Source organism: Sporosarcina sp. SG10008 (genome assembly GCF_044569405.1).
GTDB classification, from domain to species: Bacteria; Bacillota; Bacilli; order Bacillales_A; family Planococcaceae; genus Sporosarcina; species Sporosarcina psychrophila.
Genome location: NZ_CP172607.1, coordinates 3,847,921 through 3,874,894, shown reverse-complemented (window position 1 = coordinate 3,874,894; position 26,974 = coordinate 3,847,921). Strand labels below are relative to the sequence as shown.

General features: G+C 40.2%; 29 protein-coding genes and 1 other annotated feature. Of the genes, 22 read left to right on the top strand and 7 right to left on the bottom strand.

The annotated features are described in order from the left end of the window. Positions 1-65 precede the first annotated feature (65 nt). The 6 genes from ACGLYD_RS18185 (at position 66) to ACGLYD_RS18160 (ending at position 4,280) form a co-directional block, all read left to right on the top strand. The gene (locus ACGLYD_RS18185; protein WP_067213637.1) at positions 66-287 is read left to right on the top strand and encodes a hypothetical protein; all 222 of its coding nucleotides are present in this window, start codon (positions 66-68) and stop codon (positions 285-287) included. A 194-nt stretch (positions 288-481) separates the two neighbouring features. Next, positions 482-682 (top strand): PLDc N-terminal domain-containing protein, encoded by a 201-nt coding sequence (locus ACGLYD_RS18180; protein ID WP_399629710.1) that lies wholly within the window; start codon positions 482-484, stop codon positions 680-682. Beyond that, positions 679-1,578, top strand: coding sequence for an ATP-binding cassette domain-containing protein (locus ACGLYD_RS18175; RefSeq protein WP_399629707.1), 900 nt, complete (start codon positions 679-681; stop codon positions 1,576-1,578). Before ACGLYD_RS18180 ends, ACGLYD_RS18175 begins: the two co-directional genes overlap by 4 nt. Continuing rightward, positions 1,578-2,360 (top strand): ABC transporter permease, encoded by a 783-nt coding sequence (locus ACGLYD_RS18170; RefSeq protein WP_067213634.1) that lies wholly within the window; start codon positions 1,578-1,580, stop codon positions 2,358-2,360. Before ACGLYD_RS18175 ends, ACGLYD_RS18170 begins: the two co-directional genes overlap by 1 nt. A 60-nt stretch (positions 2,361-2,420) precedes the next feature. After that, the gene (locus tag ACGLYD_RS18165) at positions 2,421-3,125 is read left to right on the top strand and encodes a CBS domain-containing protein (protein ID WP_340741076.1); all 705 of its coding nucleotides are present in this window, start codon (positions 2,421-2,423) and stop codon (positions 3,123-3,125) included. A 747-nt stretch (positions 3,126-3,872) separates the two neighbouring features. Continuing rightward, positions 3,873-4,280: a hypothetical protein gene (locus ACGLYD_RS18160; RefSeq protein WP_399629704.1), complete on the top strand. Its 408-nt coding sequence runs from the start codon at positions 3,873-3,875 to the stop codon at positions 4,278-4,280. A 265-nt stretch (positions 4,281-4,545) separates the two neighbouring features. Here the strand turns inward: ACGLYD_RS18160 and ACGLYD_RS18155 are convergent, their stop codons facing one another. Further along, positions 4,546-4,875, bottom strand: a complete 330-nt coding sequence (locus ACGLYD_RS18155; protein WP_067213631.1) for a hypothetical protein — start codon at positions 4,873-4,875, stop codon at positions 4,546-4,548. A gap of 274 nt (positions 4,876-5,149) precedes the next feature. On the opposite strand from ACGLYD_RS18155, the gene ACGLYD_RS18150 reads away from it, so the two are divergent. Further along, positions 5,150-5,371, top strand: a complete 222-nt coding sequence (locus tag ACGLYD_RS18150; RefSeq protein WP_067213630.1) for a hypothetical protein — start codon at positions 5,150-5,152, stop codon at positions 5,369-5,371. Positions 5,372-5,596: 225 nt separating this feature from the next. Next, positions 5,597-6,628, top strand: a complete 1,032-nt coding sequence (gene nadR, locus ACGLYD_RS18145) for a multifunctional transcriptional regulator/nicotinamide-nucleotide adenylyltransferase/ribosylnicotinamide kinase NadR (RefSeq protein WP_340741075.1) — start codon at positions 5,597-5,599, stop codon at positions 6,626-6,628. Between the two features lie 156 nt (positions 6,629-6,784). Here nadR and ACGLYD_RS18140 read toward each other — a convergent pair whose 3' ends face one another. Beyond that, the gene (locus tag ACGLYD_RS18140; RefSeq protein ID WP_399629700.1) at positions 6,785-7,795 is read right to left on the bottom strand and encodes a PQQ-dependent sugar dehydrogenase; all 1,011 of its coding nucleotides are present in this window, start codon (positions 7,793-7,795) and stop codon (positions 6,785-6,787) included. Positions 7,796-7,964: 169 nt separating this feature from the next. Here ACGLYD_RS18140 and ACGLYD_RS18135 point away from each other — a divergent pair, with 169 nt between their 5' ends. The 4 genes from ACGLYD_RS18135 to tatC (ACGLYD_RS18120) are packed head-to-tail and all read left to right on the top strand — an operon-like array spanning position 7,965 to position 11,531. Next, entirely contained in the window at positions 7,965-8,723 is a 759-nt protein-coding gene (locus tag ACGLYD_RS18135; protein ID WP_067213627.1) for a gluconate 2-dehydrogenase subunit 3 family protein, read from the top strand. A gap of 15 nt (positions 8,724-8,738) precedes the next feature. Beyond that, complete coding sequence (locus tag ACGLYD_RS18130; RefSeq protein WP_067213626.1) at positions 8,739-10,451, top strand: GMC family oxidoreductase; 1,713 nt, start codon at positions 8,739-8,741, stop codon at positions 10,449-10,451. Between the two features lie 21 nt (positions 10,452-10,472). After that, entirely contained in the window at positions 10,473-10,673 is a 201-nt protein-coding gene (tatA, locus tag ACGLYD_RS18125) for a twin-arginine translocase TatA/TatE family subunit (protein ID WP_187046170.1), read from the top strand. A 12-nt stretch (positions 10,674-10,685) separates the two neighbouring features. Continuing rightward, the gene (gene tatC / locus ACGLYD_RS18120; protein WP_067213624.1) at positions 10,686-11,531 is read left to right on the top strand and encodes a twin-arginine translocase subunit TatC; all 846 of its coding nucleotides are present in this window, start codon (positions 10,686-10,688) and stop codon (positions 11,529-11,531) included. A gap of 97 nt (positions 11,532-11,628) precedes the next feature. On the opposite strand, the gene ACGLYD_RS18115 is transcribed toward tatC (ACGLYD_RS18120), so the two are convergent. Next, entirely contained in the window at positions 11,629-11,775 is a 147-nt protein-coding gene (locus tag ACGLYD_RS18115; RefSeq protein ID WP_187046168.1) for a hypothetical protein, read from the bottom strand. A gap of 164 nt (positions 11,776-11,939) precedes the next feature. Here ACGLYD_RS18115 and ACGLYD_RS18110 point away from each other — a divergent pair, with 164 nt between their 5' ends. From ACGLYD_RS18110 to ACGLYD_RS18090, 5 genes are read left to right on the top strand one after another with little or no spacing between them, the layout of a single operon-like run. Further along, on the top strand, positions 11,940-13,514 hold the full coding sequence (locus tag ACGLYD_RS18110; protein WP_399629694.1) for an ABC transporter substrate-binding protein: 1,575 nt from the start codon (positions 11,940-11,942) through the stop codon (positions 13,512-13,514). Beyond that, on the top strand, positions 13,504-14,472 hold the full coding sequence (locus ACGLYD_RS18105) for an ABC transporter permease (RefSeq protein ID WP_399629692.1): 969 nt from the start codon (positions 13,504-13,506) through the stop codon (positions 14,470-14,472). Before ACGLYD_RS18110 ends, ACGLYD_RS18105 begins: the two co-directional genes overlap by 11 nt. Beyond that, positions 14,473-15,285 (top strand): ABC transporter permease, encoded by an 813-nt coding sequence (locus tag ACGLYD_RS18100; RefSeq protein ID WP_399629689.1) that lies wholly within the window; start codon positions 14,473-14,475, stop codon positions 15,283-15,285. It begins immediately after the preceding gene. Further along, on the top strand, positions 15,278-16,027 hold the full coding sequence (locus ACGLYD_RS18095) for an ABC transporter ATP-binding protein (RefSeq protein ID WP_067213620.1): 750 nt from the start codon (positions 15,278-15,280) through the stop codon (positions 16,025-16,027). Before ACGLYD_RS18100 ends, ACGLYD_RS18095 begins: the two co-directional genes overlap by 8 nt. A gap of 18 nt (positions 16,028-16,045) precedes the next feature. Beyond that, positions 16,046-16,783 (top strand): ABC transporter ATP-binding protein, encoded by a 738-nt coding sequence (locus ACGLYD_RS18090; RefSeq protein ID WP_399629686.1) that lies wholly within the window; start codon positions 16,046-16,048, stop codon positions 16,781-16,783. Between the two features lie 124 nt (positions 16,784-16,907). Here ACGLYD_RS18090 and ACGLYD_RS18085 read toward each other — a convergent pair whose 3' ends face one another. Both ACGLYD_RS18085 and ACGLYD_RS18080 read right to left on the bottom strand, forming a co-directional pair. Continuing rightward, complete coding sequence (locus tag ACGLYD_RS18085; protein WP_399633305.1) at positions 16,908-18,287, bottom strand: alkaline phosphatase; 1,380 nt, start codon at positions 18,285-18,287, stop codon at positions 16,908-16,910. 179 nt (positions 18,288-18,466) lie between these two features. Continuing rightward, on the bottom strand, positions 18,467-19,705 hold the full coding sequence (locus ACGLYD_RS18080) for an MFS transporter (RefSeq protein WP_067213618.1): 1,239 nt from the start codon (positions 19,703-19,705) through the stop codon (positions 18,467-18,469). Between the two features lie 65 nt (positions 19,706-19,770). Further along, positions 19,771-20,024 (bottom strand) — a binding site (T-box leader). Between the two features lie 837 nt (positions 20,025-20,861). Between ACGLYD_RS18080 and ACGLYD_RS18075 the strand changes: the two genes are divergently transcribed. Beyond that, on the top strand, positions 20,862-21,197 hold the full coding sequence (locus ACGLYD_RS18075; RefSeq protein WP_067214102.1) for a L,D-transpeptidase: 336 nt from the start codon (positions 20,862-20,864) through the stop codon (positions 21,195-21,197). Between the two features lie 196 nt (positions 21,198-21,393). On the opposite strand, the gene tatA (ACGLYD_RS18070) is transcribed toward ACGLYD_RS18075, so the two are convergent. Both tatA (ACGLYD_RS18070) and tatC (ACGLYD_RS18065) read right to left on the bottom strand, forming a co-directional pair. After that, on the bottom strand, positions 21,394-21,600 hold the full coding sequence (gene tatA, locus ACGLYD_RS18070) for a twin-arginine translocase TatA/TatE family subunit (RefSeq protein ID WP_067213616.1): 207 nt from the start codon (positions 21,598-21,600) through the stop codon (positions 21,394-21,396). Between the two features lie 103 nt (positions 21,601-21,703). Further along, positions 21,704-22,459 (bottom strand): twin-arginine translocase subunit TatC, encoded by a 756-nt coding sequence (gene tatC, locus ACGLYD_RS18065; protein WP_187046163.1) that lies wholly within the window; start codon positions 22,457-22,459, stop codon positions 21,704-21,706. 386 nt (positions 22,460-22,845) lie between these two features. Between tatC (ACGLYD_RS18065) and ACGLYD_RS18060 the strand changes: the two genes are divergently transcribed. From ACGLYD_RS18060 to ACGLYD_RS18045, 4 genes are all read left to right on the top strand, one after another. Then, complete coding sequence (locus ACGLYD_RS18060; RefSeq protein ID WP_067213614.1) at positions 22,846-23,094, top strand: hypothetical protein; 249 nt, start codon at positions 22,846-22,848, stop codon at positions 23,092-23,094. A gap of 80 nt (positions 23,095-23,174) precedes the next feature. Further along, the gene (locus tag ACGLYD_RS18055; protein WP_399629682.1) at positions 23,175-23,933 is read left to right on the top strand and encodes a gluconate 2-dehydrogenase subunit 3 family protein; all 759 of its coding nucleotides are present in this window, start codon (positions 23,175-23,177) and stop codon (positions 23,931-23,933) included. Between the two features lie 25 nt (positions 23,934-23,958). Beyond that, positions 23,959-25,674, top strand: coding sequence for a GMC family oxidoreductase (locus ACGLYD_RS18050; RefSeq protein ID WP_067214101.1), 1,716 nt, complete (start codon positions 23,959-23,961; stop codon positions 25,672-25,674). 330 nt (positions 25,675-26,004) lie between these two features. Beyond that, complete coding sequence (locus tag ACGLYD_RS18045; protein WP_399629679.1) at positions 26,005-26,973, top strand: ABC transporter substrate-binding protein; 969 nt, start codon at positions 26,005-26,007, stop codon at positions 26,971-26,973. Position 26,974 lies beyond the last annotated feature (1 nt).

The following is a 26,974-nucleotide window of genomic DNA, read 5'->3' as shown; positions in this document are numbered from 1 at the left end:
AGCCTGAAAGTGCTTAGGGCGGGGAGGAAGAAGTTCTACATGAGCGAAATGGAGGAGATGAAGAGATGATTGGTAAATTTAATGTGAGGAAAGAAATATTTGAAGATACGCCAAATGAAACATTACACTTCGAATTGACGTTGGACAGTAAGGAATATCAAGGTCATTATAAAGAGAATGAAGTGAGCTGGTTTCAAATGCAGCCTGATCAAGAAAATCATGAGATGAAGCTTGAAGATTTGGAAGTTGAAGTGAAAAAACGTATTAAAGAGTGGAAAGAAGATTAAATTAAATCAAGATTTGATTGAAGACTACCTAGTGACTGGGTAGTTTTTTTTATATACCGTCAAGTGAGTTGTTTCGAGTGGCACTGATAAGCTTCTTTAGCATCATAAATATTTCGGTATTTCTGTTATATACAACGTATAACAGTCGTGGTATACTGAATTTACCATTAATAGTTAGAAAGGGTGTGAAGTTTATGTCTGAGCTCACGAGTATTCCTTGGAATCTTCTTATGCCATTGATTGTACTTCAATTCATTTTGATGATTGTTGCACTCGTTGATGTTATTCGCCATAGAAGGACGAACGGTCCATTTATCATGTGGATTTTCATCATTGTTCTTGGCAGTTTGATTGGATCAATACTGTACTTTATCTTTGGGAGGCGGCAAGTATGACAAATTTACTTCAAGTGGATAATTTGACGAAGAAATATATCAATAATCATGTAGTGGATGCTGTCTCGTTCGAACTTGAAGAACATACAGCAACGGCTTTGATAGGGCCAAATGGAGCTGGAAAAACTACGACACTGTCTATGCTTGCAGGGTTAGTCTCGCCAACAAGCGGATCAATACAGTTCCAGGGTGCTGCAAAGCAGGATATCCGTTCGATTATCGGATTTCTTCCACAATATCCAAAGTTCTTTCCTTGGCTATCTGCACTTGAATTTACTGAAATGGCTGCAGGACTAAGTGGGGTGGAAACAAAACAAGCAAGAATAGAAGCGAAAAAGACCTTGGAATTTGTAGGCCTAGGCGAAGCGATGAACAAAAAGACGGGCACTTTTTCCGGAGGAATGAAACAGCGTCTGGGGCTTGCGCAGGCAATTGTCCATAAACCAAAACTACTTTTACTCGATGAGCCGGTATCTGCACTTGATCCAGTTGGGCGCCGTCAAGTGATGGATTTGTTGAAAGACTTGCAAAGAAAAACGACGATTTTATATTCAACTCATATTTTAAATGACGCTGAAGAAATGACAGACCAGTTGCTGTTCTTACGGCATGGGAAACTTGTCGAACACGGTTCACTTGATGAAGTACGTGCGCGCTATGCGGAACCGCGAATCGTCATTGAATTCGAAGGGATGCAAGAGTTGCAGCGCTTTATGGAAGCAACTGCATGGCAAGTGACATCAAAAGGGTTGGTTGTTTCGATTGACGTTCGGTTGGAAGAAGCTGAAATGTCATCGGTCCTATCCATGTTAACCGCAGGCAAGTTCTTAGTGAGAAAAGTGGAACTGCAGACGGCGAGCCTTGAAGATATCTTCATGAAAGTGGCGGTGGTCTAATGAATGGATTTAGTGTGTTATTGCAGAAAGAATGGCGTGAACATACACGGAATTTCAAAATGTTATGGATTCCTCTCGTCTTTATTATATTCGGTATTTTGGAGCCCGTAACGAATCATTTTTTGCCTGAAATTATGAGAAGTGTAGGTAATATGCCAGAAGAAGCTGAATTCTTATGGCCAGAGTTCAAAGGAGAGGATATCTTCCAGTCATTGCTGGGGCAATATCAAATGATCGGTATTCTCGTTATAATTCTTGCTTTCATGGGGACGATTTCAGGAGAGCGGAAAAATGGAACGGCCACATTACTATATGTTCGCCCAATGTCATTTCGAAATTACTTTTTAAGTAAGTGGCTGGTCGTTAATGGGATTGTACTTGGAAGCGTCTGGCTCGGCTTTATGGCTGCCTGGTATTATATTGAAATCCTTTTTAACCATGTAGATGCAGGGGCAATATTTGCTTTTGTTGCGACGTATAGTTTATGGCTCGTCTTCGTTGTCACTGTTGTTTTAGCGCTAAGCGCATGGCTTCCGACAGGTGGGGCGGCGGGCCTAGCGATTCTAATTACACTTGTCTACCAAATTATAGATTCGCTTATCGGTACCTATTGGACAGTATCACCATGGAAATTGTCGATGTATGCATCCTATTGGTTCGATTCGAACTCTGAACTGTCGGATTTATGGATGAGTTCGGGTCTGACAGTGATACTAATCGTCATCTTAATCGTATTCGGAGTATTTATGTCGAAACGGAATGCGGCAAAAACAACAGTGTAAATAACCCTTTGTGGTATAATTCGTATAAAGACGAATTATTCTGAAAGGGAGGGGTTCTAGATGACTACACGCAATTCAGATCGCTTCATATTCGCATTTAACCGTATTGAAAAATCTTTGGAAAAAATAAGTGGCTTAAGCAGCTATATGTCTTTCCAGCGATTGATTGATAAATCCAAGCATTTGAATGCGGTTATTCGGAAATTTGAGCGGGATTTGCGGGAATGTGGTGATTTACGCAATGCAATTGTCCATAATCGGACTGATATTGAATATGCAATTGCAGAACCACATGATGATATTGTGGAACTAATTGAATACATTGACCGAGAACTTTCGAAACCTGTTACAGTCGGTGATATGTTTTTACGAAAAGTCCATATATTACAAGCTACTGATACACTTGCCTACGGATTGAAACTAATCCGGGAAAAAAAGTTCAATCAGATACCAATTTATCAGAGCAATAAATTCATTGGGCTTGTTACTGCGACAGGCATTACGTATTGGCTTGCAGATAATATGACAGATGAAATAATTTCCCGGGAAATGCCGACGCTTCTCGACATTTATTCCCATGAAAAACAAAAAAACACGTATCGATTTATAAGAATGGATCTTTCTGTTTATGAAGCGGAGGAATATTTTAAAAAGTCTGTTGCTGAAGGAAAACGTCTTGAGGCACTTCTCATTACGGAAAGTGGAAGACCGGAAGAGAAACTACTTGGAATTATTACACCGCTGGATCTGATGAAAATAGATTAAAAAGCAGTGCCCATTCACAATAAGTGAATGGACACTGCTTTTTTTAGGGATTGAGGGAATTTACTTTGCTCGATATAGCGTTTTCTGTAATAGGCAGTTGTTTCTTTGTTGATGTTTTCATTTTAAGTTATTTTTGAATGGTGAAGAACTGATTCTTGCTGCTTGTACTCGTATGGCATTCTCAGAACAGTAATCACGGGTTTATTATGATGGGATAAAAGTTGGAGGGATTGCGCCATTCATAGATACTCCGAATCCAATTCACAGCGTTAGAATGAAAGTGGAGTAATCAGTGCGATGAAAAACTATATATGTTGAACAAATGAATACGGCGTATGCGCTTTACAAGGGCTTTTGAGAGGCCACTGAAAAAGCCGTTGTACTTGGAATGAATTAGGATTCCCACTAATACCGCTTCGACGCTTTGTGGATGCCTCCCGCGATAAGCCAGAAAGAAGATCCCATGGGAGGGATTGAACTGCATCCCTCCTTAGTCTTATCGCTCCGGCTACCACGAAGTCGCGCCTGCGCTGGATGGTCTTATGTGAGAAAGAGCATTTCATTAGCTGTGATGGAATCTGCAAGCTGAAGTGCGTCTTTCTTTAATTCGACATATATAGTGAAAAACCAGCTTTTTTATGTGTAATTCTACCAGGTTTTTTTGTTGAAATATGACGAAAAATGTATACACAATTTTCAATCTATTATGTATAATGGATATATAATATAACTAGTGGGGGAGATGAAGTGATAAGAAAAGGACGTTTTGCTGTATGGGGAAACAAAGAGTTTGAACTAATTTCCTATCAACGACAATACTACTTACAATCGGAAAATCCTTTAGACATGGAGAATGGGTTCGTAAGGAAAAATGGGGAAAAACAGATTTTCATTAAACCAGTTTCCATTAGGGAATTGGAGGATGCGTATGAAATCGTTCCGTATGCAATGATCGCAGGCTATCGATTTTCTTTAGAAGGATACAATGAAAAGACTGGTAAAGTTGCGCTTGTGACAAATAATTCTTTTGTCAAAGAGAAGGTCGACGTGCAAGCTTACGGGAAGTTTGAATATATAATTGAAGTTTCGTTAGACGAGATCCGATTAGAGGAAGATCGAATTCCGATACGTGACTTTGAAGGTTTGCACACATAAAAAGGTAATCGTGTACGCTGAAATGACAGTGCACATGATTACCTATTATGGTTTTAACGGCTGAAGGATTACTGGTTTTGGGGAAAAGATAAGAAATTATACGTTTTTCAATTGAAGTAGTGTCTAGACTCTAGGGCTTTTCTTACCTGATAAAAATTGATCGAAAAAGAAGTACCTTACTTCATGTAACGGGAACAAAGGCACTGCTTTTTACGAATCAGTTTTTTGCGTTAGATAACGTACTTTTAGTGTGGATCTTCCAATGTTACTTTTTATTAGTAAACTTGTCTTTCAGTTCACCGAACTTATCTTGTGCTTGCCCTTTAAACTTGTCGACCTTATCGCTGTCCATTGCGGTACCGATTTTGTTTTTCACTTCGCCAAATTTGTCCTGCGCTTGCCCTTTAAATTTGTCAACCTTGTCATTGTCCATTGCGGTACCGATTTTGTTTTTCACTTCGCCAAATTTATCCTGTGCTTGCCCTTTAAACTTATCGACCTTGTCGTTATCCATTGCCGTATCGAATTTGTCTTTCACTTCGCCTTTTACTTTGTTTACAGCGCCTTTGAATTTGTCGGAAAAACTGTTGCTCATAATAAAACCCCCATTTGGTTAATTATACAACTATATACCTGACAACGAATATAGTAAACGTTATAGCAAGTTTAGTAAGAAGCATCATTTTATTAGCTATCGATTTTCGGACTACAGGTTTCGATAGGGGTCAAGTTATCTTCGAAGACAATCGCAAAGCTGACAAATGCTACGATGTGAAATGAATTTCATGATTCAAGTAAGAAATCGCTGATAAATGTGCATGATAGGAATGGCAAACTGTAAAAAGAATTAACTAAATGGAGGCGATGTTATGATCGAAAATTTTAATGTGCGGAAAGAAATATTTGAAGATACACAATACGAAACGTTACATTTCGAGTTGACGTTGGACGGAAAAGAATACCAAGGACATTATAAAGACGAGGAAGTGAACTGGTTTCAAATGCAGCCTGACCAGGAAAATCATTTAATGAAGCTTGAAGATCTGGAAGCTGAAGTGAAAAAACGTTTAAGAGAATGGGAAGAACAATGAACCGGAAGTTGTTCAGATACCGCCTATCACTAGGTGGTTTTCTTTAAAGATACAAAACTATAAGTTTTTCATCTGGAGCAGTGTCTAGACTCGAACGCATAGCCCCTGGTCCCACACGAAGTAGGCCAGCAAGTGTCGGGGCTACCAAGGGGCTTGCGCTTTTCTTATTAGTGCAAGACCTTGTAGTATTGGACTCATATGAAAGTATTCTGGGGGGCAGGAAAGATGACAGCGAAACGTAGAATTGGGATGTACGGTGGAAAATTTTTACCGGTACATTTAGGGCATGTGAATGCGATGGTGATGGCTTCAACAATCGTCGACGAATTACATGTCGTTGTTTCATATGATGAAGAATATGAGAAAGAAGTCTTTGAAGGGACAGGAATGAAACCAATTTCAGCGGTTCAACGACTTCGTTGGTGGAGCGAAATTACGGCTGATTTGGATCATGTATTTGTACATAGTGTTGAAGAAAAGCAAACAGGGAAATTTGAAGATTGGACGGCAGGCGCGAAAGCGATTAAAGCGTGTGTAGGGAAAGTAATCGATACGGTCTTCAGTTCTGAGAGTAGTTATAATGAATACTTTAATGAGTTGTATCCAGACGCTGAACATATCGTGCTTGATAATGATCGGGAGCTATTTGATATTTCGGCAACAAAGATCAGGGATGAAGGGCCTTACGTTCATTGGCATATGATTCCCCAAGAAGTTCGCCCCTATTTTGTGAAAAAGGTTGCTGTCATTGGGACGGAGAGTAGTGGGAAGTCAACGCTCGTTCGAAATCTAGCACGCGTGTATAATACGTCATATGTTGAGGAATACGGTCGTACATATTATGACAAATTCAAAGATTCCATGTCGATTACGCTAGAAAGTGATTACCATGAAATTGCGTTTGAGCATAAATATCATGAACGTATGCAAACACGGACGGCAAATAAAGTACTTTTTATCGACACTGAAGCGATTGTTACCCAGTATTATTCGGAGCTATATGTCGGGAAAAGGCTAGATATCCTAACTGAGGTGGCAAAGTTACAAGAGTACGATTTACATATTTATTTGGAGCCCGATGTGGCCTGGGTGAACGATGGTATACGTGTTCACGGAGATCAGTCCATTCGAGAAGAAAATAACCGTAAGTTAAAGAAAATGTTTGATGAAGCTGGCGTTGACTATGTCATTGTAAGTGGGGATTATGAAGAGCGATTTGAAAGATGTAAGGCATTGGTGAAAGCGATTATGAAGTAAATAGAAAGAGGCTGCCTGTGTCGGGGAGCCTTTTTCTCATTTCATAGGAAACTATAAGATCTCGTACTGTGGATAACCTCCAAAAGAAGCTAATTCAAGTCTAGACTCCAGCGCCTCTGACCAGGCGCTGGCACTTTTGGTCGGTTTTTCTAACACCTATTTCAAGCGATATAGCACATCATCATCTTCGGTAGGGTTCCCTCTACCATCGGTATTATTTGTTATGAAAAATAATGACTCGCCATCCGAGAACACATCACGGATGCGGCCATAGCCTTCTATTTTCTCAAGGAGTTTGCCAGCCAATGGGTCAATGACAAGAATCGCCTCGCCGCGGAGTGCAGCAACGTACAACAATCCCTTGTGAAAAGTAATGGCTGATGGCGCCCATGTATCACCAGTGCCAGAGGTGAGAAGTGGTGTTTCCATGCCTTCTCCTAATTCCGTTCCCTCGATGATTGGCCATCCATAATTGTTCCCGGCTTCAATTTTATTAATTTCATCATTCGCAGATTGACCGTGTTCTGATGCATATAATACTCCGCTTTCATCCCACGCGAGCCCTTGTGAATTTCGATGTCCAATGCTCACGATTTCGAATGTGTTGTCATCAGTTAACCGGATTATTTTCCCGTTGAATAAATCAGTGTCTTGTGCTGAATCAGGATTTGCCCCATCGCCAATAGTTGCATATAAAATGCCGTTCGGAGAGAGTGCAAGACGCCCACCATGATGGACTGGACCTGATACGATTCCGTCCAACAGTATGTCTTTTTCATGCCACGAAGTTCCGTCATAGTGTAATGTTACGATTCGATTTACAGGTGTGCCTTCTAAATCATATGTGTAGTAGGCATATGCTTCATGCGATTTCAGAAAATCCTTTTTTAACACGAAACCAAGCAAACCAGATTCAGCTACATTTGCTAATGGCTTCGCAAGAAAGACATCCTCGCGTAAAGTCTGACCGTTTCCCCATACCTTAACAACTGACCCTTCTTTCTCAGAGATGAAAAAATGTTCTCCATCGAAATCAATGGACCATGGTGCGATGAGATTTACTGTGACCTTTTCTGCGAGTTCAGGATTCGCATGGGGTGAAGGACGTGCTTGATCTGTGCACCCAGCTAGTATAAATAGAAAAAAGAAGAGGAGAAGGCGTTTCATCGGAAAACTCCTTTCGTATTTCGTTTTTTTCAGTATATCCCGTTATGCGTGTGAGTAAAAATTAAGTTGATCAAAAAAATCCATGTATTGTATAAAAAATGGATAGGACTGCCATGCTTTGTGCTAGGAATCATTATATAGACGACAGTCATACTGAGGAGGATAAAGGATGGCAGTGGAAAAAAAAGGCTTATCGAGACGAGACTTTCTGAAGACAACGGGAATTGCAACAGGGGCTCTCGTGGGAGGGGGGCTCATAGGGGGACTTGTCGGTTACAACGTCAACAAGGAAGGTCAAGTTGCCGGCACGGGTGACCATAAAGGAGCTGGCGGCGAACCGACAGCTGTTAGCAATCGGGGCTTAATGTACTTTACAAATATGGCTGAATTCAATGTATTGTCTCAAGCAGTTGAACGGATATTCCCTGAAGATGACCTAGGACCTGGAGCAATTGCACTTGGTGCTCCGTATTTCATCGACAATCAGCTTGCAGGCAATTATGGAAGCAATGTGAAGGAATATATGCAAGGACCGTTTTTTGCGGGTGAAGCGACTCAAGGCTACCAAAGTAAGTTGACACGTGCAGAAATCTTTAGACAAGGTATCGCAATAATGGATGAGCAAGCAAACAAGCGGTTCAAACAAGGGTTTGTCGACCTCGAGGGTGCGCAAATGGATGAAATCATTACTGCATTCCAAAAAAATGAAATTGATATGAAGGGCGTATCGTCAGAATTTTTCTTCAAGCTTCTTCGACAAGCAACATTAGAAGGTGTCTACGCGGATCCAATTTATAACGGCAACGTGAACATGGATGCTTGGCGTATGAAGGAATTTCCGGGCAATCAAATGACCTATATCGCCGAAATTGAAAATGAAAAATTTGTGAAGTACGAACCAGTATCACTTACGAGTATGGAACATTAAGGGGGGAAATAGCGTATGGCAACAACGTTGGAGAAAGTAGATGTTATTACAGTTGGTGTTGGATGGGCCGGTGGTATCATTGGCGCAGAGTGTGCAAAAGCTGGTTTGAAAGTACTTGGACTAGAGCGTGGTAAGGAAAGAAGTACAAAAGACTACTCATTAGTACATGATGAGTTTCGCTACGCGATTCGTTACGATTTAATGCAGGATCTCTCAAAGGAAACGATTACGTTTAGGAATTCCCGGAAGATGCGGGCGCTTCCTATGAGGCAGATGGGATCGTTTCTTCTTGCGGAAGGTCTCGGCGGTTCGGGGACGCATTGGAACGGGCATACTTGGCGATTTCTTCCGTATGATTTTGAGATTAAATCGATGACGGATAAGAAATATGGAAAAGATAAACTCTCAAGCGACTATCTGATTCAAGATTGGGGCGTTACATATGACGAGCTAGAGCCTTACTTCGATAAATTTGAAAAGACAGCCGGCATCTCTGGAGAGAATAAAAATCCATTTGCGGGGAAACGCTCCTCAGAGTTTCCGACGCCTCCTATGAAGCGGACACCGATTCTAAAAAAGTTTGAAAAGGCAGCAAGCAAACTTGGGTATAGTCCTTTCATGTTACCATCTGCAAATTTGTCCGAGTCGTATGAAAATCCAGATGGAGAATCAATCATGGCGTGTCAATATTGCGGTTTTTGCGAGCGGTTTGGCTGTGAATACGGTGCGAAAACATCTCCGGAGATTACTGTCATTCCGACTGCAAGAAAAACGGGGAACTACGATGTCCGTTTCTATGCAAATGTCGTCGAAGTGTTGAAGAAAGGCAATAAAGTGACTGGAGTTAGATATATCGATACGCAAACCGGTGAAGAATTCATCCAACCAGCCGAAGTCGTAGTACTTACAAGCTATATGATGAATAATGCGAAGCTTCTTATGGTATCGGGAATTGGAGAAATGTACGATCCGGATACTGGAAAAGGGACGCTTGGTAAAAACTATGCGTACCAGGTTTTGCCGGGTGCAACAGGCTTTTTTGATGAACAAATGAATGTCTTCATGGGTGCGGGGTCGCTTGGGATGTCAATTGATGATTTCAATGGTGACAATTTTGATCATGGGGATCTAGATTTCATTCACGGGGCAAGCCTATCCATAACACAGACGGGTGTAAGGCCGATTGCGACCAATCCTCTTCCGCCAGATACACCTGTGTGGGGTGAAGATTTCAAAAAATCATCGATTTATAATTACACGCGCACGCTAAATATTGGCGGGCAGGGTGCCTCACTTCCTCATAAGGAGAATTTCTTGTCACTTGACCCAAATTATAAGGATGCATATGGGGTCCCATTGCTTCAATTGACATACAATTTTACTGAACAAGATAAGAACTTGCACAAGTACTTAACTGAAAAGACGGCAGTCATAATGAAAGAGATGGGTGCGAAGACAGTGATGGCTGGAAATCCAATTACCAACTATGATATTGTGCCATACCAGACGACGCATAATACCGGCGGAACAATTATGGGAGCAAGCCCGGATAATAGTGTCGTCAATACTCAATTACAACACTGGGATGCAGAAAATCTATTTGTTCTTGGAGCTGGAAACTTCCCGCATAACGGCGGCTACAATCCTACGGGGACAGTTGGCGCGCTCGCTTATCGCGCAGCAGAAGGAATTGTTAAATACAGTAAAGCTGGTGGGTCACTTGTTTGAAAATGAAGGGAGACTTTGGCAATGAGTTTAGCGAGTATTGGCGTACCGGGTTTAATCATCATTCTTGTTATTGTTCTCATCTTGTTCGGGCCGAAAAAGTTACCCGAAGTGGGAGCCGCGGTAGGGAAAACACTTGCTGAATTTAAAAGGTCAGCGAAAGATATTATGGAGGATGAAGAACCAGTAACCCCAAAGGAAATAAAGAAAACGGATCAACTATAAGCAGGTGAAAGTATGGATCCATACGGAGATCACAGTCGTAAAATTTTAAGTCCGCTTGATAAAGTCCAAGTCGAAAAGACGAAGATTGGTATACCCGTTAAACCGGAAATAGAATCTGACATTACTCGGGATGACAAGGTCGTAGAAAGCAATTTTGAAGCTGCTCCGTCTCTTGTTGACCATCTCACAGACCTAAGAAAACAGCTCGTCAAAAGTGCAGCTGTTTTCCTTTTTTTTCTAATCGCAGTGTTTTCAAGTATTAATTTATGGTTCCCGTATATTACCCGCGGCCATGAGCTAATCATTCTTGGACCACTCGAAGTTGTGAAGTTTTACATGTCGATTTCCACAGCACTTGCATTGGGTTTATCAATCCCTTTTCTCTGTCATTTTCTCTGGCAATTTGTTAAACCGGGACTTAACGAACGGGAAAGCCGGTTTCTAAGCATGTATTCGCCTGTAATGTTACTGCTTTTCCTTATAGGTGTATCATTTGGTTATTTTATCGTCAATCCGCTTAGCTATAAGTTTCTTGTCTCATTGGGAGCCGTGAATTTTAATGTAATGGTGTCGGCGCAAGAATACATCAGTTTCTTGCTAATGACGACTATGCCAATCGGGATATTATTCGAGTTACCAATTGTTGCGATGTTTTTGGCGGCAATCGGGTTACTTACAGCGGAATCAATGAAAAAAGTGCGTAAATGGTCGTATCTTGCCATCGCAATAATTTCGGCTTTGATTACACCGCCGGATTTTGTGAGCCAACTCATTGTACTGATTCCAATGGCGTTGCTTTACGAAGCGAGTATCTTTATTGTCCTGTATACGGAGCGTCGAAATGCTGTTGTAAACTAATGCTATATTCGACATTTTCACAACAAAAACGGCAACCTATTTAAGGGTTGCCGTTTTTGTGCAAAAGTTTTTTCGCTTAATCGTTTATAAAACAATTTTACGAATTACTTTGCGATTCGCTTTTCTTGGAAAGTGTACCTGTGAACGATTCAACCTGTTTCATCAGCTTGTTCCTAGCATCTTTATTTCTCATTAAATATGCTGCGCCAAGTCCAAGTGCTGTCACGGCCATCTTGTTCATCATATAATCACCCTCCTTATTTTTTTGTTCATGATAATATGCCCGAGTTACAGGATTTTAGTCGGAAAGTCTGCAAGAAGATTGTTCCAAACTGCGTTAGGTTAGACATTGAACATCCTGCTCTTTATAATTAGGAAGTATAGAATTACATTTTTTTGGAGGTTACTATGTTTAGAAGGAAAACAAATGCATATATTATTTTTATTGCTATTTTACTCGTTATTGCGGGTTGTGGAAACAAGGAGAAAGAAACTTCGAAAACAAAAGAAAACCGACTTGTCTATGCGTCGGAAACTGAATTTGAAGGGCTTAATCCGCTACTGGAAGAAACGAACCTGGATGCGCTATTATTCCGCGGTCTGATACGGTTCGATGAGAACAATGAGCCAACAATGGATATCGCTGAATCATATGAACTATCACCTGATAAGCTAACGTATACGTTTAAATTGAAAGAAGACATTACGTTTCACGACGGCGAACCACTTACTGCTGACGATGTGATTTTCACAATTGAGAGCATACTAGACGATAATAATGCTTCGTTTTTGAAGTCGGATTTCACGGAAGTGGATTCGGTGACAAAAATTGACGACTACAAACTTGAATTGAAACTAAAACGCCCATTCACGCCGATGCTTGATAAGTTAACGGCTCCAATTTTGCCCAAGCATGCTTTTGAAGGCGTTGAGATGAGGACAGCTGAATTCAATAGTCATCCAATCGGCGCGGGTCCATATATGTTTGATAAGTGGGACCGTGGCAACAGTTTAACGTTAAAAGCCTATAATAATTTTCATGGAACAAAGCCTTCTATTGAAAAAGTGATTTTTAAATTCATTCCGGATAGTAATGTCCGTGCATTGCAACTCAAGTCTGGAGAAGTCGATATTGCACTACTCGACCCGGTCCAAGTTGAAGAGTTGGAAAAAGAAAAGAATATTAAAATTTACGATATTGAATCTGCGGATTATCGCGGTATCCTTTTCAATACGACCATTGACTTGTGGAAAGATGTCGACGTGAGGCGCGCATTTAGCTATGCGATTGATCGCGCTCAAATCGTCAAAGGTATTTTGAAAGGATACGGGACAGAAGCGTATTCACCACTTCAAAAACATGCATTTAACAATGAAAATGTAGAGAAGTATGCATACGACATTGAAAAAGCAAAAGAGCTTCTAGACGGAGCAGGCTGGAAAGAAGAAAAAGATGGTTTCCGTTATAAAAATGATGAAAAATTGGCGTTTACGATTACGGCACCTGTATCGGATACAGTACGTGTAAATATGGCGAACTATGCTGCCGAAGGATTCAAGAAAATTGGCGCTGATGTGAATGTAGATGCGCTTGACTGGAGTGCCATTACAATCGAAGATGCAGAAGCATTCATGGTCGGGTGGGGTAGTCCGTACGATGCGGATCATCATACACATATTTTGTTCCATACGGATCAGTCGGTTTTGACGAGCTCTGGTTATAACTACGGTAGCTATTCGAATGCAAAAGTAGATGAGCTACTTGAAAAAGGCCGTTTTTCGACAGATGCTGAAGAACGCAAAGCAATTTATATGGAGTTCCAAGCTGAGCTTGCGAAGGACCCTGCATTTGCTTATATCGCGTACGAAGACGCGGTTTACGGGATTAATAAAAATCTAAGCGGTGTGAAAGAACGAATACTTGGCCATCATGGATCTGGTTTCCTCTGGAATGTTGAGGAGTGGACGTGGAATGACCGTTAAATGGATTGGGAAGCGAATGATGATGGGGATAATTGTCCTCCTCATCGTGAGCTTCCTCTCTTTTTTCATCATGCATGCAGCTCCCGGTGATCCGGCAGCGGCTTTTTACGGAGGGAATGCACAAACATTGAACGCGGCTGAAAAAGAACGAATCAGCCGTGTTTTTTCGCTTGACCGACCTGTCATTGCGCAGTATGGTACGTGGTTAGCGGAAACAGTGAAAGGGAATTTAGGTGTTTCGTATAAAGAAGGGCGGCCCGTATCGACAATTCTTATGGAACGGCTGCCAAATACATTACTTCTTTTCGGCGTGACGCTATTTTTTATTAGTATAGGTTCAATCTGGCTTGGAACGATAGCGGGCATGAAGGCTGGATCTGTGTGGGATAAAGGATTATCGACAGTCAGTATTGTGACTTCTTCGATTCCAGCGTTTTGGCTTGGTATTTTATTTATTTCATTTTTTGCAGTCAAACTCGGCATCCTTCCGTCATCTGGAACAGGAGATATCGGCGGTGAAGGTGGATTTTTGGATAAATTGCGTTATCTACTCATGCCTGCAACTGTTATCATTTTGACTCACGTTGGAATTTATGCACGCTTTCTCCAAGAAAGCATCAAAGTAGAAAGCCGTAACTATTATGTAACGGTAGCACGTGCCAATGGTGTAGCGGAGCAAGTCATTCGAAAAGGGATTTTGCGCAATGCATCTATTCCCTATTTGAATTATATCGGGATGACCATTCCTTCATTTGTTGGCGGGTCGATTATCGTAGAATCGCTCTTTTCATGGTCGGGACTTGGTCAACTAACCGTAAAAGCGGTGGTTACGAAAGATTTCCCATTGTTGATGGGTGGTATTTTACTAACGGGTTTAATCGTTGTCATAAGCCTTTTCGTTATTGACCTCATTACGTATTTATTGAATCCGAGGCTACGGAAAGGGGATGTGCGATAAATGAAATCAAAAAAAGCATTGATTTTTTGGTGCGTTGTCCTCGGTGTTATCATAATCCTAACTACTTTTGCAAGCTTCCTATCGTCGTATGAACCAAATGATATGAATCTCGATGAAGTATATGTTTCTCCCGGCGAAGGCCATCTGTTAGGGACGGATCATCTCGGGCGCGATGTCTTTTCACGTCTTTTGGAGGGCGGAAAAGTAACGTTAACTGTTGCAAGTATTTCTGTACTAGTATCGCTTGTTATTGGCGTTCTATACGGCGGGATTAGCGGCTATATCGGTGGATTCGTCGATACTGTTATGATGCGATTTTTAGAAGCGCTCATTACGATTCCTTCGCTTATTATCATCTTAGCATTTCAAGCATTCATGCAAGGCGGAATGTGGAGTATGGCTCTCATTATTGGCGTTACGGGTTGGTTGGTTACCGCACGTATCGTTCGCTCTGAATTTATTCGATTGAAGGATGCGGAATTTGTGAAAATGGCGATAATGTTTGGAACACCGATGTGGAAGATTATTTTTAGTCATATGCTTCGCAATAGTATTCCCGCTATTTTCGTTGTTACATTGTTTAACTTTGCAGGAGCTATATTCATCGAAGTGTCGCTTAGTTTTCTGGGGATTGGTGTACCACCAGCGATTCCATCATGGGGCAATATGTTGTACTATGCGCAAAATGATATCCTAATTGGGGCTTGGTGGATTGGATTGTTCCCAGGCATAATGATTTTCATTACAATACTTGCGATTAACTTTATCGGTGAAGCGTTGAAAGATCCGGAACGGAGGCGTTTAAATGCTTAGGGTACATCAATTGTCGATTGATATCGATGGTAAATCGATTGTGCGTAATAGTTCGTTTTCTGTTCCACTCGGAAAGATTACTTCCATTATTGGTGAAAGCGGCAGTGGGAAAAGTATGACGGTTTCCGCACTGCTCGGAATAGTGCCAACGGGAGCGAAGGTAACTGGACAGGCTATATTTAACGATAAAAACTTGATTACGGTTTCGGATAGAGAAATGATGGAAATTAGAAAAAAACACCTATTTACAATTTTCCAAGATGCGGCGAACAGCTTTAATCCCTCTGTGAAGATGAGGCATCAACTTTTTGAGTTTTCAGGAAGAAAAACGGGCGATACAATTGAAGAATTTCGAGTGAAGATGGAGTGCATTTTGGATGATCTTGGCCTTGCATCGGAAATCATGGAACAGTATCCATTCGAATTATCGGGCGGTATGTTGCAACGATGTATGATTGCGTGTGCACTGTATATGGAACCGGCCCTTTTAATTGCAGATGAACCCACTTCTGCACTCGATATGGTGCTACAAAAGGAATTCATTGGGCTGCTAAAGAGATTGAACGAGCGGCATGGAACAACAATTCTTCTTATAACGCACGACTTGGATATCGTTGCAGAGGCGGCACATGACATGGTTGTTATGCGTCATGGTGAAGTTATTGAAACTGGCAGTGTGGTGGAGGTATTTGATTGTCCTAAGCATCCTTACACGAAGCTTTTGTTGGATAGTAGGTTTTAAAGGAATGGAGGTGTGACGGTGTTAGTGGTGGAAAGTGTATCAAAAAGGTATGGTAGTGGAACTAAAGCGAAAGAAGTCCTTCGTGCAATCAATCTCACAGTTGGAGAAGGTGAAATCGTTGGGCTTGTCGGGGAAAGTGGAAGCGGGAAAAGTACGCTGACACGTGTAATTATGCAACTTGAAGCGCCTGATGACGGAACAATTTTATTCAATGGTTCGCTCGTCACGAGGCAGTCCCGAAAAGCATTTTACAAAGGGTGCCAACTCATCTTTCAAAACGCATCGGCTGCCCTCAATCCATTATGGACTGTACGTGAAATCTTGATGGAACCGCTTCGTAATAAGAAAGGGGACCGGGATGCTCATATTCGACGCATGCTCGGCAAGGTAAAGTTAACGGAAGCTCATTTACATAGACGTCCTTCCGAACTGAGTGGTGGAGAAAGGCAACGTGTTAACTTGCTCAGATCAATTCTCGTGGAACCTAAACTACTCGTATGTGATGAAATCATTTCCAGTCTGGATCGATTGATTCAAAAAGAAATTATTGATTTACTAATAGAACTTAACCGTGAAACCGGTATGGCCTTACTTTTCATAGCGCATGATTTGCAAGCTGTTGCGTATATGTGTGACCGGCTATATGTGATGAATAACGGGGAGATTGTCGATGAAAGTGTGAAAGTGGAAGGTAGATTCGATTTTACACATCCGTATTCGGTAAGACTTTTTGGGGCGGAATTTAGGAGAGAATAAAAAAAGTGGGGAACGGTGTAATTTCATTTTACTAAAGAAAGGTTCGGGAATAGCTCACTCGGGCTTTTTTTGTATGAAGAAATAAACCCGTTGCTTCAATGGAAGCAACGGGTTCTGACTAGTATTACTTACTTTTATCCGTATCTAAAATGTTGAATATGATTTGTGCATGGTCTGTATTATCGAGTAACCCGGCAAAACGATCTTTAGATGGACCGAAAGCATACACAGGTACGTCTTCACCAGTATGTCCACCTGTTGTCCAACCTGTATAAGAACGCTTGTCAAAAATTGATTTGATTGCGTTATTGATATCACTTGCTTTTTCACCAGCAGTTTTAACAGATTCGATTTCAACTTCTGTCAGAGGTAATAACTCTTGATCAATATAGCTTTTTAAGGTTTTCTCGACATCAGCACCATTAGCAATTTCATCTGCCATGAAGGACGGTGTCCGTTTTGCGGCTTTGATTGTATCAGTGAGCCAGTTATAATTACCGTCTGCACCTATAGAAAATCCACCTGTAGAATGGTCAGCAGTTGCTACGACTAGCGTATGCTTATCTTTTTTTGCAAATTCAATAGCTGCATTAAATGCTTTTTCAAAGTCTTCCATTTCGCTCATTGCACCAACAATGTCATTATCGTGGCCAGCCCAGTCAATTTGGCTACCTTCAATCATAAGGAAGAAACCATTGTCATTTTTACTTAAGCGATCGATTGCTGTTGTAGTCATTTCTTCAAGTGAAGGGATATCATCTGGACGATCAATCATTTTTGGAAGACCGCCAGTAGCAAATAACCCAAGTATTTGATCATTAGTATCTTTTAACAGTTCATCTTTAGTGGTTACATAACTAAATCCATCTTTTTTAAAGGATTCTGTAAGATTCACATCTGAGCGCTCAAAATTTGATTTCCCACCGCCTAGGAGGACATCAATTTTATGCTCACCATTGATTAATTCATTGTAATAATCATCGGCAATTGCATCCATGTTTTTACGGTTTTCATTGTGAGCACCGAATGCAGCAGGCGTTGCATGAGTAATTTCTGAGGTAGCAATAAGTCCAGTCGATTTGCCTGTTTCTTTTGCAGCCTCTAAAACAGTTTTTACGTTAGATTTGTCGTTATCCACAGCAATTGCGGCGTTATATGTTTTTACACCTGCAGACATTGCAGTTGCAGCGGAAGCAGAATCTGTTATTGTTTGTTCAGGATCTTCTGGGTAAGTCATTTGCTGACCAACGAGGTAGTTGTCAAACGCTGTCTTCTCAACAATAGGTGTAGTAGGATCATCTTTCAAGTAACGATAAGCGGAAGTATAGGATACGCCCATTCCATCACCAATGAGGAAAATCACATTTTTGATTTCTGCATTGTTGTTTAGTTCTGCTTCATTTGCCTGGGCGCTTGGATTAGTGATTGCACCACTCCAACTTGCGACCAAAACAGTAGAAAGAACTGCGATGGGGATAACTTTTTTAAAGAACTGCTTTTTCATCAATATAAAACCTCCTATTTAATCTACTATCAAATTTAACTATAAAGTGAAGTTGTTAATCTAACATGAAGGACATGTAAATTTGTGTTAATAGTTTGTAAAGAAATGAAAGGTTGTGCAATCGATCTTAAATGATGAGATAGGAATGTCCAGTGGCGTTGTAACAAAGGATCTAATATTTAATCTACAGAGGCAGTCGAGTATAGTTTTGCCTTTGAAGGACGGATGTTAAAAAGAAACAGTGTAATGGAAATCACCAACATCACAAATGTCCCTACAATGACAACATACTGAATAGAAATGAGTTGAGCTGCCACGCCAGCTATGGTCGTTGCAAGTATGATTAAAACAGCTTCAATTAATCCGTAAATACTTCCGACTCTCCCCATCACATCGACTGGGATATTGTTTTGGTAAAAGGTATGGAAGCCTGTATTCGCAAAGGCCAGAGAAAAGGAAAGAATGAAAAACCCAATAGCTGCCATGAAAAAGATAGTGGAAAAAGCGTAAACAATATAGCCGATAGAAACGAATAGGGAGCCTAAACCAATTAACAAAGAAGTCGATGATTTAGTGGCAATCATCGTATTAATAATTGCGCCCATTACGATCCCCGCTCCCGCTATGCTGACTAAAAAACTATATTCACTATCCGATAAAGAAAGGACCTCTTTAGCAAATGCCACTTCAAGTGAGTCAATAGCTGTAGCCATGACCATTACACAGCCAAAAAGAAAGTAAATGAACATGATATAGGCGTAGCGACGACTAAAATTCAACACAACAGTCCAATCTTGCTTCACTACTTCAAAAGATATTTTTTCATTTGTACTATTAAACTGTATGTGTTTTTCGAGGTTGGGCATCATCATAGTGACTAATCCTGATAATAATAAAGCAATGGCGTTCATGTAAATGGCAAAAATGGGTGTGCCGATGATAAATAACAATCCCGCTATAGCTGGCCCAATTAGAAAGCCTCCAGAATCGATTAAACTGCGTAATGAATTAAACCGTTTTCTATCCTTAGAGGGAATTAGTTTTGTAATATAAGTCATAGATGTCGGGTCAAATATAGAGCGTGCTATATTGATTAAAAAAACGACTAGATAGATCGACCAAAGAGAAGAAAGAAAAGATAAGGTAGCGATAAATACCGCACTAACCAGGTTAAGAGTGACCATTAAATTACGTTTATTTAACCGGTCTATGACGCTGCCTGACCAAAAATTTGTACATAACGTAGCCAAAGGTTTAAGGATATAAAGGACAGCCACTGCAAGCGGAGAACCTGTTTTCTCAAGGATAATCAAATTAAGCGCAATTAAATAAATCCAGGCGCCCACATTAGAAATGCCAATTCCAGCTAACAACATTAAAGGATATTTCCAAGATTCAACTACGTTCCCAAGCCTCATTTGATTTTCCTCCTCTATCATTCATTTTTTGACAATAAAAAAATCCCACCCCCAAGACCTTAAGTCTTGAGGACGAGATTGTATCAATCGTGGTGCCACCCCAGTTTATTACGATGTTTCCATCGTAACCTTATCAGATACGGCAAATAGATGCGTATACCCTGGCTCTATAACAGGAGCTCCTGTCACTCTATCCCCATTGCTGGTTCCGGAGTGATGCTCAGAGACTTGTTTCGATAACGCATTCTTACTCCTTTTCAGCAACCGGAGCTTTCTGCAAAGAATGAACGTTAGCTACTCTTCTCTTCGACGCATTTGATTTTTATAGATAATAACACTCTTGGGATGAATTGTAAATAGAGAATTCAATCTTATTTGTTAATAAAATTAGGGGGAATATCGTAATTTAGGACTGATAATACGGGCTATATATGTTGAATTAAAGAATTTCATTGAATTTACTGTGGCGCTCAATAAGGAGAGAGTTTTAATTCGGGGTGTGGATTGTAGAACGCTTGGCGCTTTGGGCATGCCTTTGCCGCGCCTGCGCTAGGTTGTTCATTATCGAGAGAAATGTCATTTTAGATGTATATGGCGAGATTGTAAGGTGATTACTAGTTGATACTACTTATAGTCAAGAAAGACGTACTCCAGTTTGCAGATTTCATCACCGCTAATGAAATGCGCTTTCTCACATAGACCATCCAGCGAAGGCGCGTCTTCGTGGTAGCCGGAGCGATAAGCCACTGAAAAAGTTCTTTTTTATAGTAAGAACTAGTTGATTGTAGTGAAGAGCGGCGACTCCAGCGGGAACAGCGCGAGCTGAAGACCCCGCAGGAACGCAGTGACCAGGAGGCTGAAGCCGTGCCCGCGGAAAGCGTCCGCTCGGAACGGAAATCAACGGGATTGAAGAAAATTGTACTTTTTCAGTGCCCTGGCTTATCGCGGGAGGCATCCACAAAGCGTCGAAGCGGTATTAGTTGGAATCCTAAACCATTCCAAGTACAAGAGCTTTTTCAGTGGCCTCCCAAAAGCCCTTGTAAAGCGCATACGCCGTATTTATTTGTTCAACATATATAGATAATTTTGGACCCAGTTAACTAGGAACCATCCTCATACAATAAATGAACGCTCACTTTTGTATGGAGGTGATCTTATCAACCTTTGGATTGATATATCTACACGGAAACACCGATTAAAACTTTACGATGGTCATCACTTAATGAAAATATATCCGATTGCGGTAGGGAAAATGGTCACAGCGACGCCAATGGGGACATACAGAATTATAAACAAACAAAGCAATCCTGGTGGACCTTTCGGGGCTTTTTGGATGGGGTTATCAAAACCTCATTATGGGATACATGGCACAAATAATCCTTCATCTATTGGGAAAAGCGTGTCACATGGATGTATCCGAATGCATAATGAAGATGTTCTAGAATTAGCGTCTATGGTCTCGATTGGAACCACTGTTACTATTCATAAATGAAACACTTACTACCTTGTAATTTGTATGTTTCATATGATTGGTGGGAAAGTGAGTAGACTGCTAATATTACTGGCCAGATTGATATCGGAGTATCGAGATTACATTGAATCGTATTATATTTTAATAAAAAAAGCCAGCATCAAATACAATTCTAAATTGAGAGTTGTATTTAATGCAGGCTTTTTTGAGTTACCTATTAAATTTTCTTTTTCTCTGTTGATTCTTTATCGTCTGATTTAAACTCATCTGTGACATCGTCCATGATGTCTTTCGTTGAATTCTTAAATTCTTTCAGTGTTTGTCCAACAGCTTTGCCTAATTGAGGCAACTTGGATGGTCCGAATATGATTAAAGCAATCACTAGAATTATAATTAAACCCGGTACACCGATACTTGATGGCATGATTTGTTCCTCCTTTGAATTCATGTACATTTATTTGGGAATTGTACATGCTCACAGCTACTTGAATCAGTATAACATTCCTGATTACAAGAATGCTTCGATCTTAATCCTTCGACATCTTCTCTCGTCTTACTTCATTTGCACGCTTTTTTTTCAGTGACCAGCTTGATACCAGAATGCTGATCTCAAATAGTAGTAATAAAGGAATAATGATCAGAAAGTCGGAAATGAAATCAGGTGGTGTTATTGAAACTCCGACTACTACAAGCATGAAGTAAGCGATCTTTCTCATTTTTCTCAACTTTTCTGGTGTTACAATACCTAACTTCGTTAAAAACAGGATGACGACCGGCAATTCGAAGACAATACCTATTGGAATGATTAAGTTAAACATGAACGTAAAGTATTGCTTCATCCCATATGTTTCAACTGCACCAATCGATTCATTGATATTTGACATAAAGTTCAACATTAAAGGGAAGAGGAGAAAATAACTAAAACTGACCCCCGCCAAAAACAATAAAAAAGAGGCCGGAATAAACATGACTGTTCCTTTTGATTCGTCTCTGGACATTCCCGGTTTTACAAATAACCACGTCTGGTACAATGCAATGGGTAATGTAATCAGAATAGCCAACAGTAAAGCGCATTTTACATAAATCATAAGCCCATCCGTATAGCCGAATACGTTCCATTCCACATGACGGGCTGTAGGTTGCATTTTGATGAACGTTAATATTTTAGGTGCAATACCGAAACCTATTGCTAGCGATATTATAAAAGTCACGGCTACAATAATTAGCCGCTTTCTGAGCTCCGTTAGATGTTCGACAAGAGTATATTCTTGTTCTAGTTTCATGCTTCTTACCACCCACTATCTTATAATGCTAAAAAGTAAATTCAGAAGATATAAACTTTCTTATTTACCAAAAATAATAGCTTTAATTCATACTAAATTGAAAAAATGTAGTAGAATTAAGAAAGGTAATCTAACTACCCTACACATTATACACATCAAAAATGAATTGTAAATAATAGGACGCTCAATAATTAAGAAGAGTAAATTCGGAAAATAATAACTTTCTTGGATGAAGGGAAAGTTATTTCTAATCCATATCAATAAAGAAAAAAAAGTAGTAGAATTAAGAACGCGTTGATTTGGACCACAACATACTATCCGTTACTAAATCGATTTACTAAATAATAGGACGTTTATTCACGGAATCGAAAGAAAGGAGAATGAAGGTGTCTCAGTATTACATTGAAGAGTTTAAAATCATCAGCCAGGTATTTTTACCAATCTTGTTAATCGGTGGATTGGCTACGTTTCTTATCGTTTTTAATGATGGTTATCCTTGGTATACATTCATCGGTGCCGCAATTGGCTTATCTATTATTATAGTTTCATGGACAGAAAAAAAGTATGCAATTTTCATAACATCCCTGTTGATGTGCGCAATTATCTATTCTGCTCTTTCTAGCCTTTACAACTAGAATGTTTTTGTTATTGTCTGATACTTAGCTAGATAAATAATTAGAGTATATTAATACAGTTAGAATTTGGAGGTTTTATCATGTCGAAGCAAGAGAAGAATTCATTTGTAGATAAACGTTCTTCAAGGCGTACGTTTTTAAAAAATTCAGGATTGACGGTAGGCGGTGTAGTACTGGGTGGCGCATTGGGGAGTTTGTTAGGGAACGATCCTAAAACACCTGCACCGGTAAAACAAGTACATACTCCTACTGCAAATCCGAACGTTGCATTAATATTCTTTACAACCGAACAATATCAATTAACACAAGCAGCAAGCGAACGAATTTTCCCAGAAGATGAAAATGGTCCAGGAGCAAAAGAATTAAATGCTGCCATCTATATTGACCATCAACTTGCGAGCCCATGGGGATTAAACGTGAAGGATTATCGGTTAGGGGCATTCCATACACCGGAACCAACACAAGGCGGACAAACAAAAATGCTTCGTAAAGACTTGTTCCCAGCAGGTTTACTAGCATTGAATACCTACAGTGTTAAACAATTTGAAAAGAAATTTACTGAATTGGAAATAGCGGAACAAGATGCTGTATTAACCGATTTTAGTGAAGGAAAAACGACTGTTTATAAAGGTGTTTCTTCTACTGAGTTCTTTAACTTATTACGTTCATTAACGATGGAAGGTGTGTATGCCGATCCATTATATGGCGGTAACAAAGAGATGCTTGGTTGGAAAATGAGGAAATATCCTGGCTCACGGATGACTTACCTCCAAGAAATTCAAAGTGAAAACTTCGTCGTACTAGAACCGCAAGGCTTAAACAGCCACATGGGACATTGATTATAGGAAGGAATGAATGACAACAATGAGTACAAAATTACCTAAAGTACCTGTCGTTATTGTAGGTATGGGCTGGGCTGGCGGTATTATTGCAGCCGAACTAACAAAAGCAGGAATTCAAGTCGTGGGACTAGAACGTGGAAAAGATCGATCAACTGCAGATTACTTAATGGGGCATGATGAACTGCGTTATCAACATCGGACGGAGCTAATGCAAGACTTATCGAAAGAAACGATTACACATCGTAATAATCTTGAGATGCGTGCACTTCCAATGCGTTATTATGGATCATTCATCGTTGGTGATGGAGTTGGTGGAGCGGGAAGTCACTGGAATGGTCAAACTTATCGTTTCCTTCCATATGACTTTGAAATCAAAACTTTAACAGAGAAAAGATACGGTAAAGGGAAAATTAAATCGGATATGCCTATCCAAGACTGGGGTATAACATATGACGAAATAGAGCCTTATTACGATACATTTGAAAAAATGGCGGGTATTTCCGGCGAAACAGTGGAAGCTTACGGAAAACGTTCGAATCCATATCCGACAGGTCCAATGTTGAAAACTCCTGTTTTAAAAGTCTTCGAGGAGGCAACGAAAAAGTTAGGCTATACACCTTATATGGTTCCTTCTGGGAATTTGTCGGAGTTCTACGAAAATCCAGATGGTATTTCACGTGCGGCCTGTCAATATTGTGCTTATTGTGAGAACTTCGGTTGTGAGTATGGTGCGAAAGCGGATCCAGCCGTAACGGTTATTCCTGTTGCAAGAGAGACAGGAAAACTTGACCTACGCACACACTCAAATGTAGTACGTATTTTAAAAGATGGAAAAAAAGCAACAGGCGTTGTTTACGTGGATACGATTACTGGGGAAGAGTTTGAACAACCGGCAGATGTTGTAGTTGTTGCAAGTTATGTATTTAACAATGCACGACTTTTGCTCAATTCTGGTCTCGGACAACCTTATAATCCGAAAACTGGAAAAGGTTCAATCGGGAAAAACTATTGCTATCAAGTAAGTACTGGTTCTTCAATGGCATTCTTTGAAGATAAAGAATTCAATCTGTATGCAGGAGCAGGGGCATTAGGCATGGAGATTCCTGAATTTGTTGGCGATAACTTTGACCATTCGAACGAGAACTTTATTCATGGTGCTGGAATCCGTATGTTCCAATATGGTGCACGTCCAATTGCAAACAATGTTGTACCAAGCGGCACGCCTACTTGGGGGCCTGAATTCAAGAAACAATCGATCAAATATGCGAACAGCTACTTGAAGGTTGCTTCACAAGGTGCGAGTATGCCTCATCAAAATAACTACCTTGATCTTGACCCTGATTATAAAGATGCATACGGTATGCCGTTACTTCGCATGACATATGATTACACAGAACAAGATCGCGAATTGGTGAAATATATGTCGAAAGTGACACGTTCAGTAGCAGAAGCAATGGGGGCTGACATCATTGATACCGCTGATGAACAAGGTGAATTCAATGTAAACAAAGATACAAATACGCATAATACAGGCGGAGTAATTATGGGTGCTGACCGTGAAACTTCAGCCGTTAACTCGTACTTGCAAATGTGGGATGCCGAGAACGTTTTTGTGGCGGGTGCTTCTGCATTCCCTCATAACAGTTCTTTCAATCCAACTGGTACACTTGGCGCTCTATCATATAGAGCGGCAGAAGGAATTCAAAAGTTCCTAAAACAGGGCGGATCACTTGTATAGGTGACAGTCATCAAGATAATTGTTTGTAACAAGTACGATGATTATTATTGTTTCGAAAATTAATAAAACAGCCTTAAATTGTTTTTGATTTAAGGCTGTTTTTATTCACTTTAATCAAAGCCGTGAAATTCACCTAAATAAATATGGGAAATTTAATATTAAAGTTAAATTAAAAGAACCATCAAACTCAATATGATGAATGAGCCGATTTAGGGGGAAACTCTTAGATTGGTTTTTTTATTTTCAAATAATTCATTGACAGTGAGAATTGTTATCAGTAGAATGGAAACCACTGAGAATGATTATCATTATTAATTGGGAGTGTGGAAAATGAAGAAGGTATCATTACTTTTATTATCTGTACTGTTGTTACTCGTTTTAGCAGCATGTGGTACGGAGAATGGTAAAGCAGCAGTGAAAGAAGAGGAACCAAAAGATAAGGAGAAAAAAGAAGAGGTCACGTCAGCTATTGAAGTGACAGATGCATCGGGTGAAAGTATTACGTTTGAAAGTGCTCCAGAATCTATTGCAGTTTTAAATTCAGGAGACTTAGATATTTTACTAGCATTAGGTGCTAATGTGACTGGCCGTCCAACGGCAAGTGGACCTGTTTCAAAAGAAGTAGAAAGTATTACGGAAATCGGTAATCCACATCAGCCAAACTTTGAGAAATTAGCGGAAGTTCATCCAACTGTTTTAGCCGCAGCAATGAGTTTCAAGCAACATGCTGAAAATATAGAACGACAAGGAACGAAGGTTATTTACACTAAAGCAAATTCAATCGCTGATATTCAAGAAACGATTCGTCTATATGGACAACTATTTCAAAAAGAAACAGAAGCTGAAAGTATGAATAAAACGATTACGGAAGAAGTAGAAAATAGCGGAAAAACCAATTCTGATCCAGTGAAAACACTATTGGTATATGGTGCGCCAGGTACGTATCTAGCGGCTCTTCCAAACTCACTTACAGGTGATTTATTGGAAAAAGCGGGTGGAGAAAATATTGCATCCGATTTTCCACAAGAAGAGAATTATCCGCAGTATGCGAGTTTAAGTGTTGAAAAGATTATCGAAAGAAATCCAAAAGTTGTGATGCTGATTACACATGGCGATCCAGAAGGGGTAAAAGCGGCTTTTGAAAGTGAAATGGAAAAGAATACAGCTTGGAAAAATCTTGATGCAGTAAAAAATGGCAATGTATTTATTTTACCTTCACATTTATTTGGTTCAAACCCAGGTACAAAAGTGGTAGAAGCACTTGAGGTGATGAAGGAAAATCTAGCGGCGGTTAAATAAA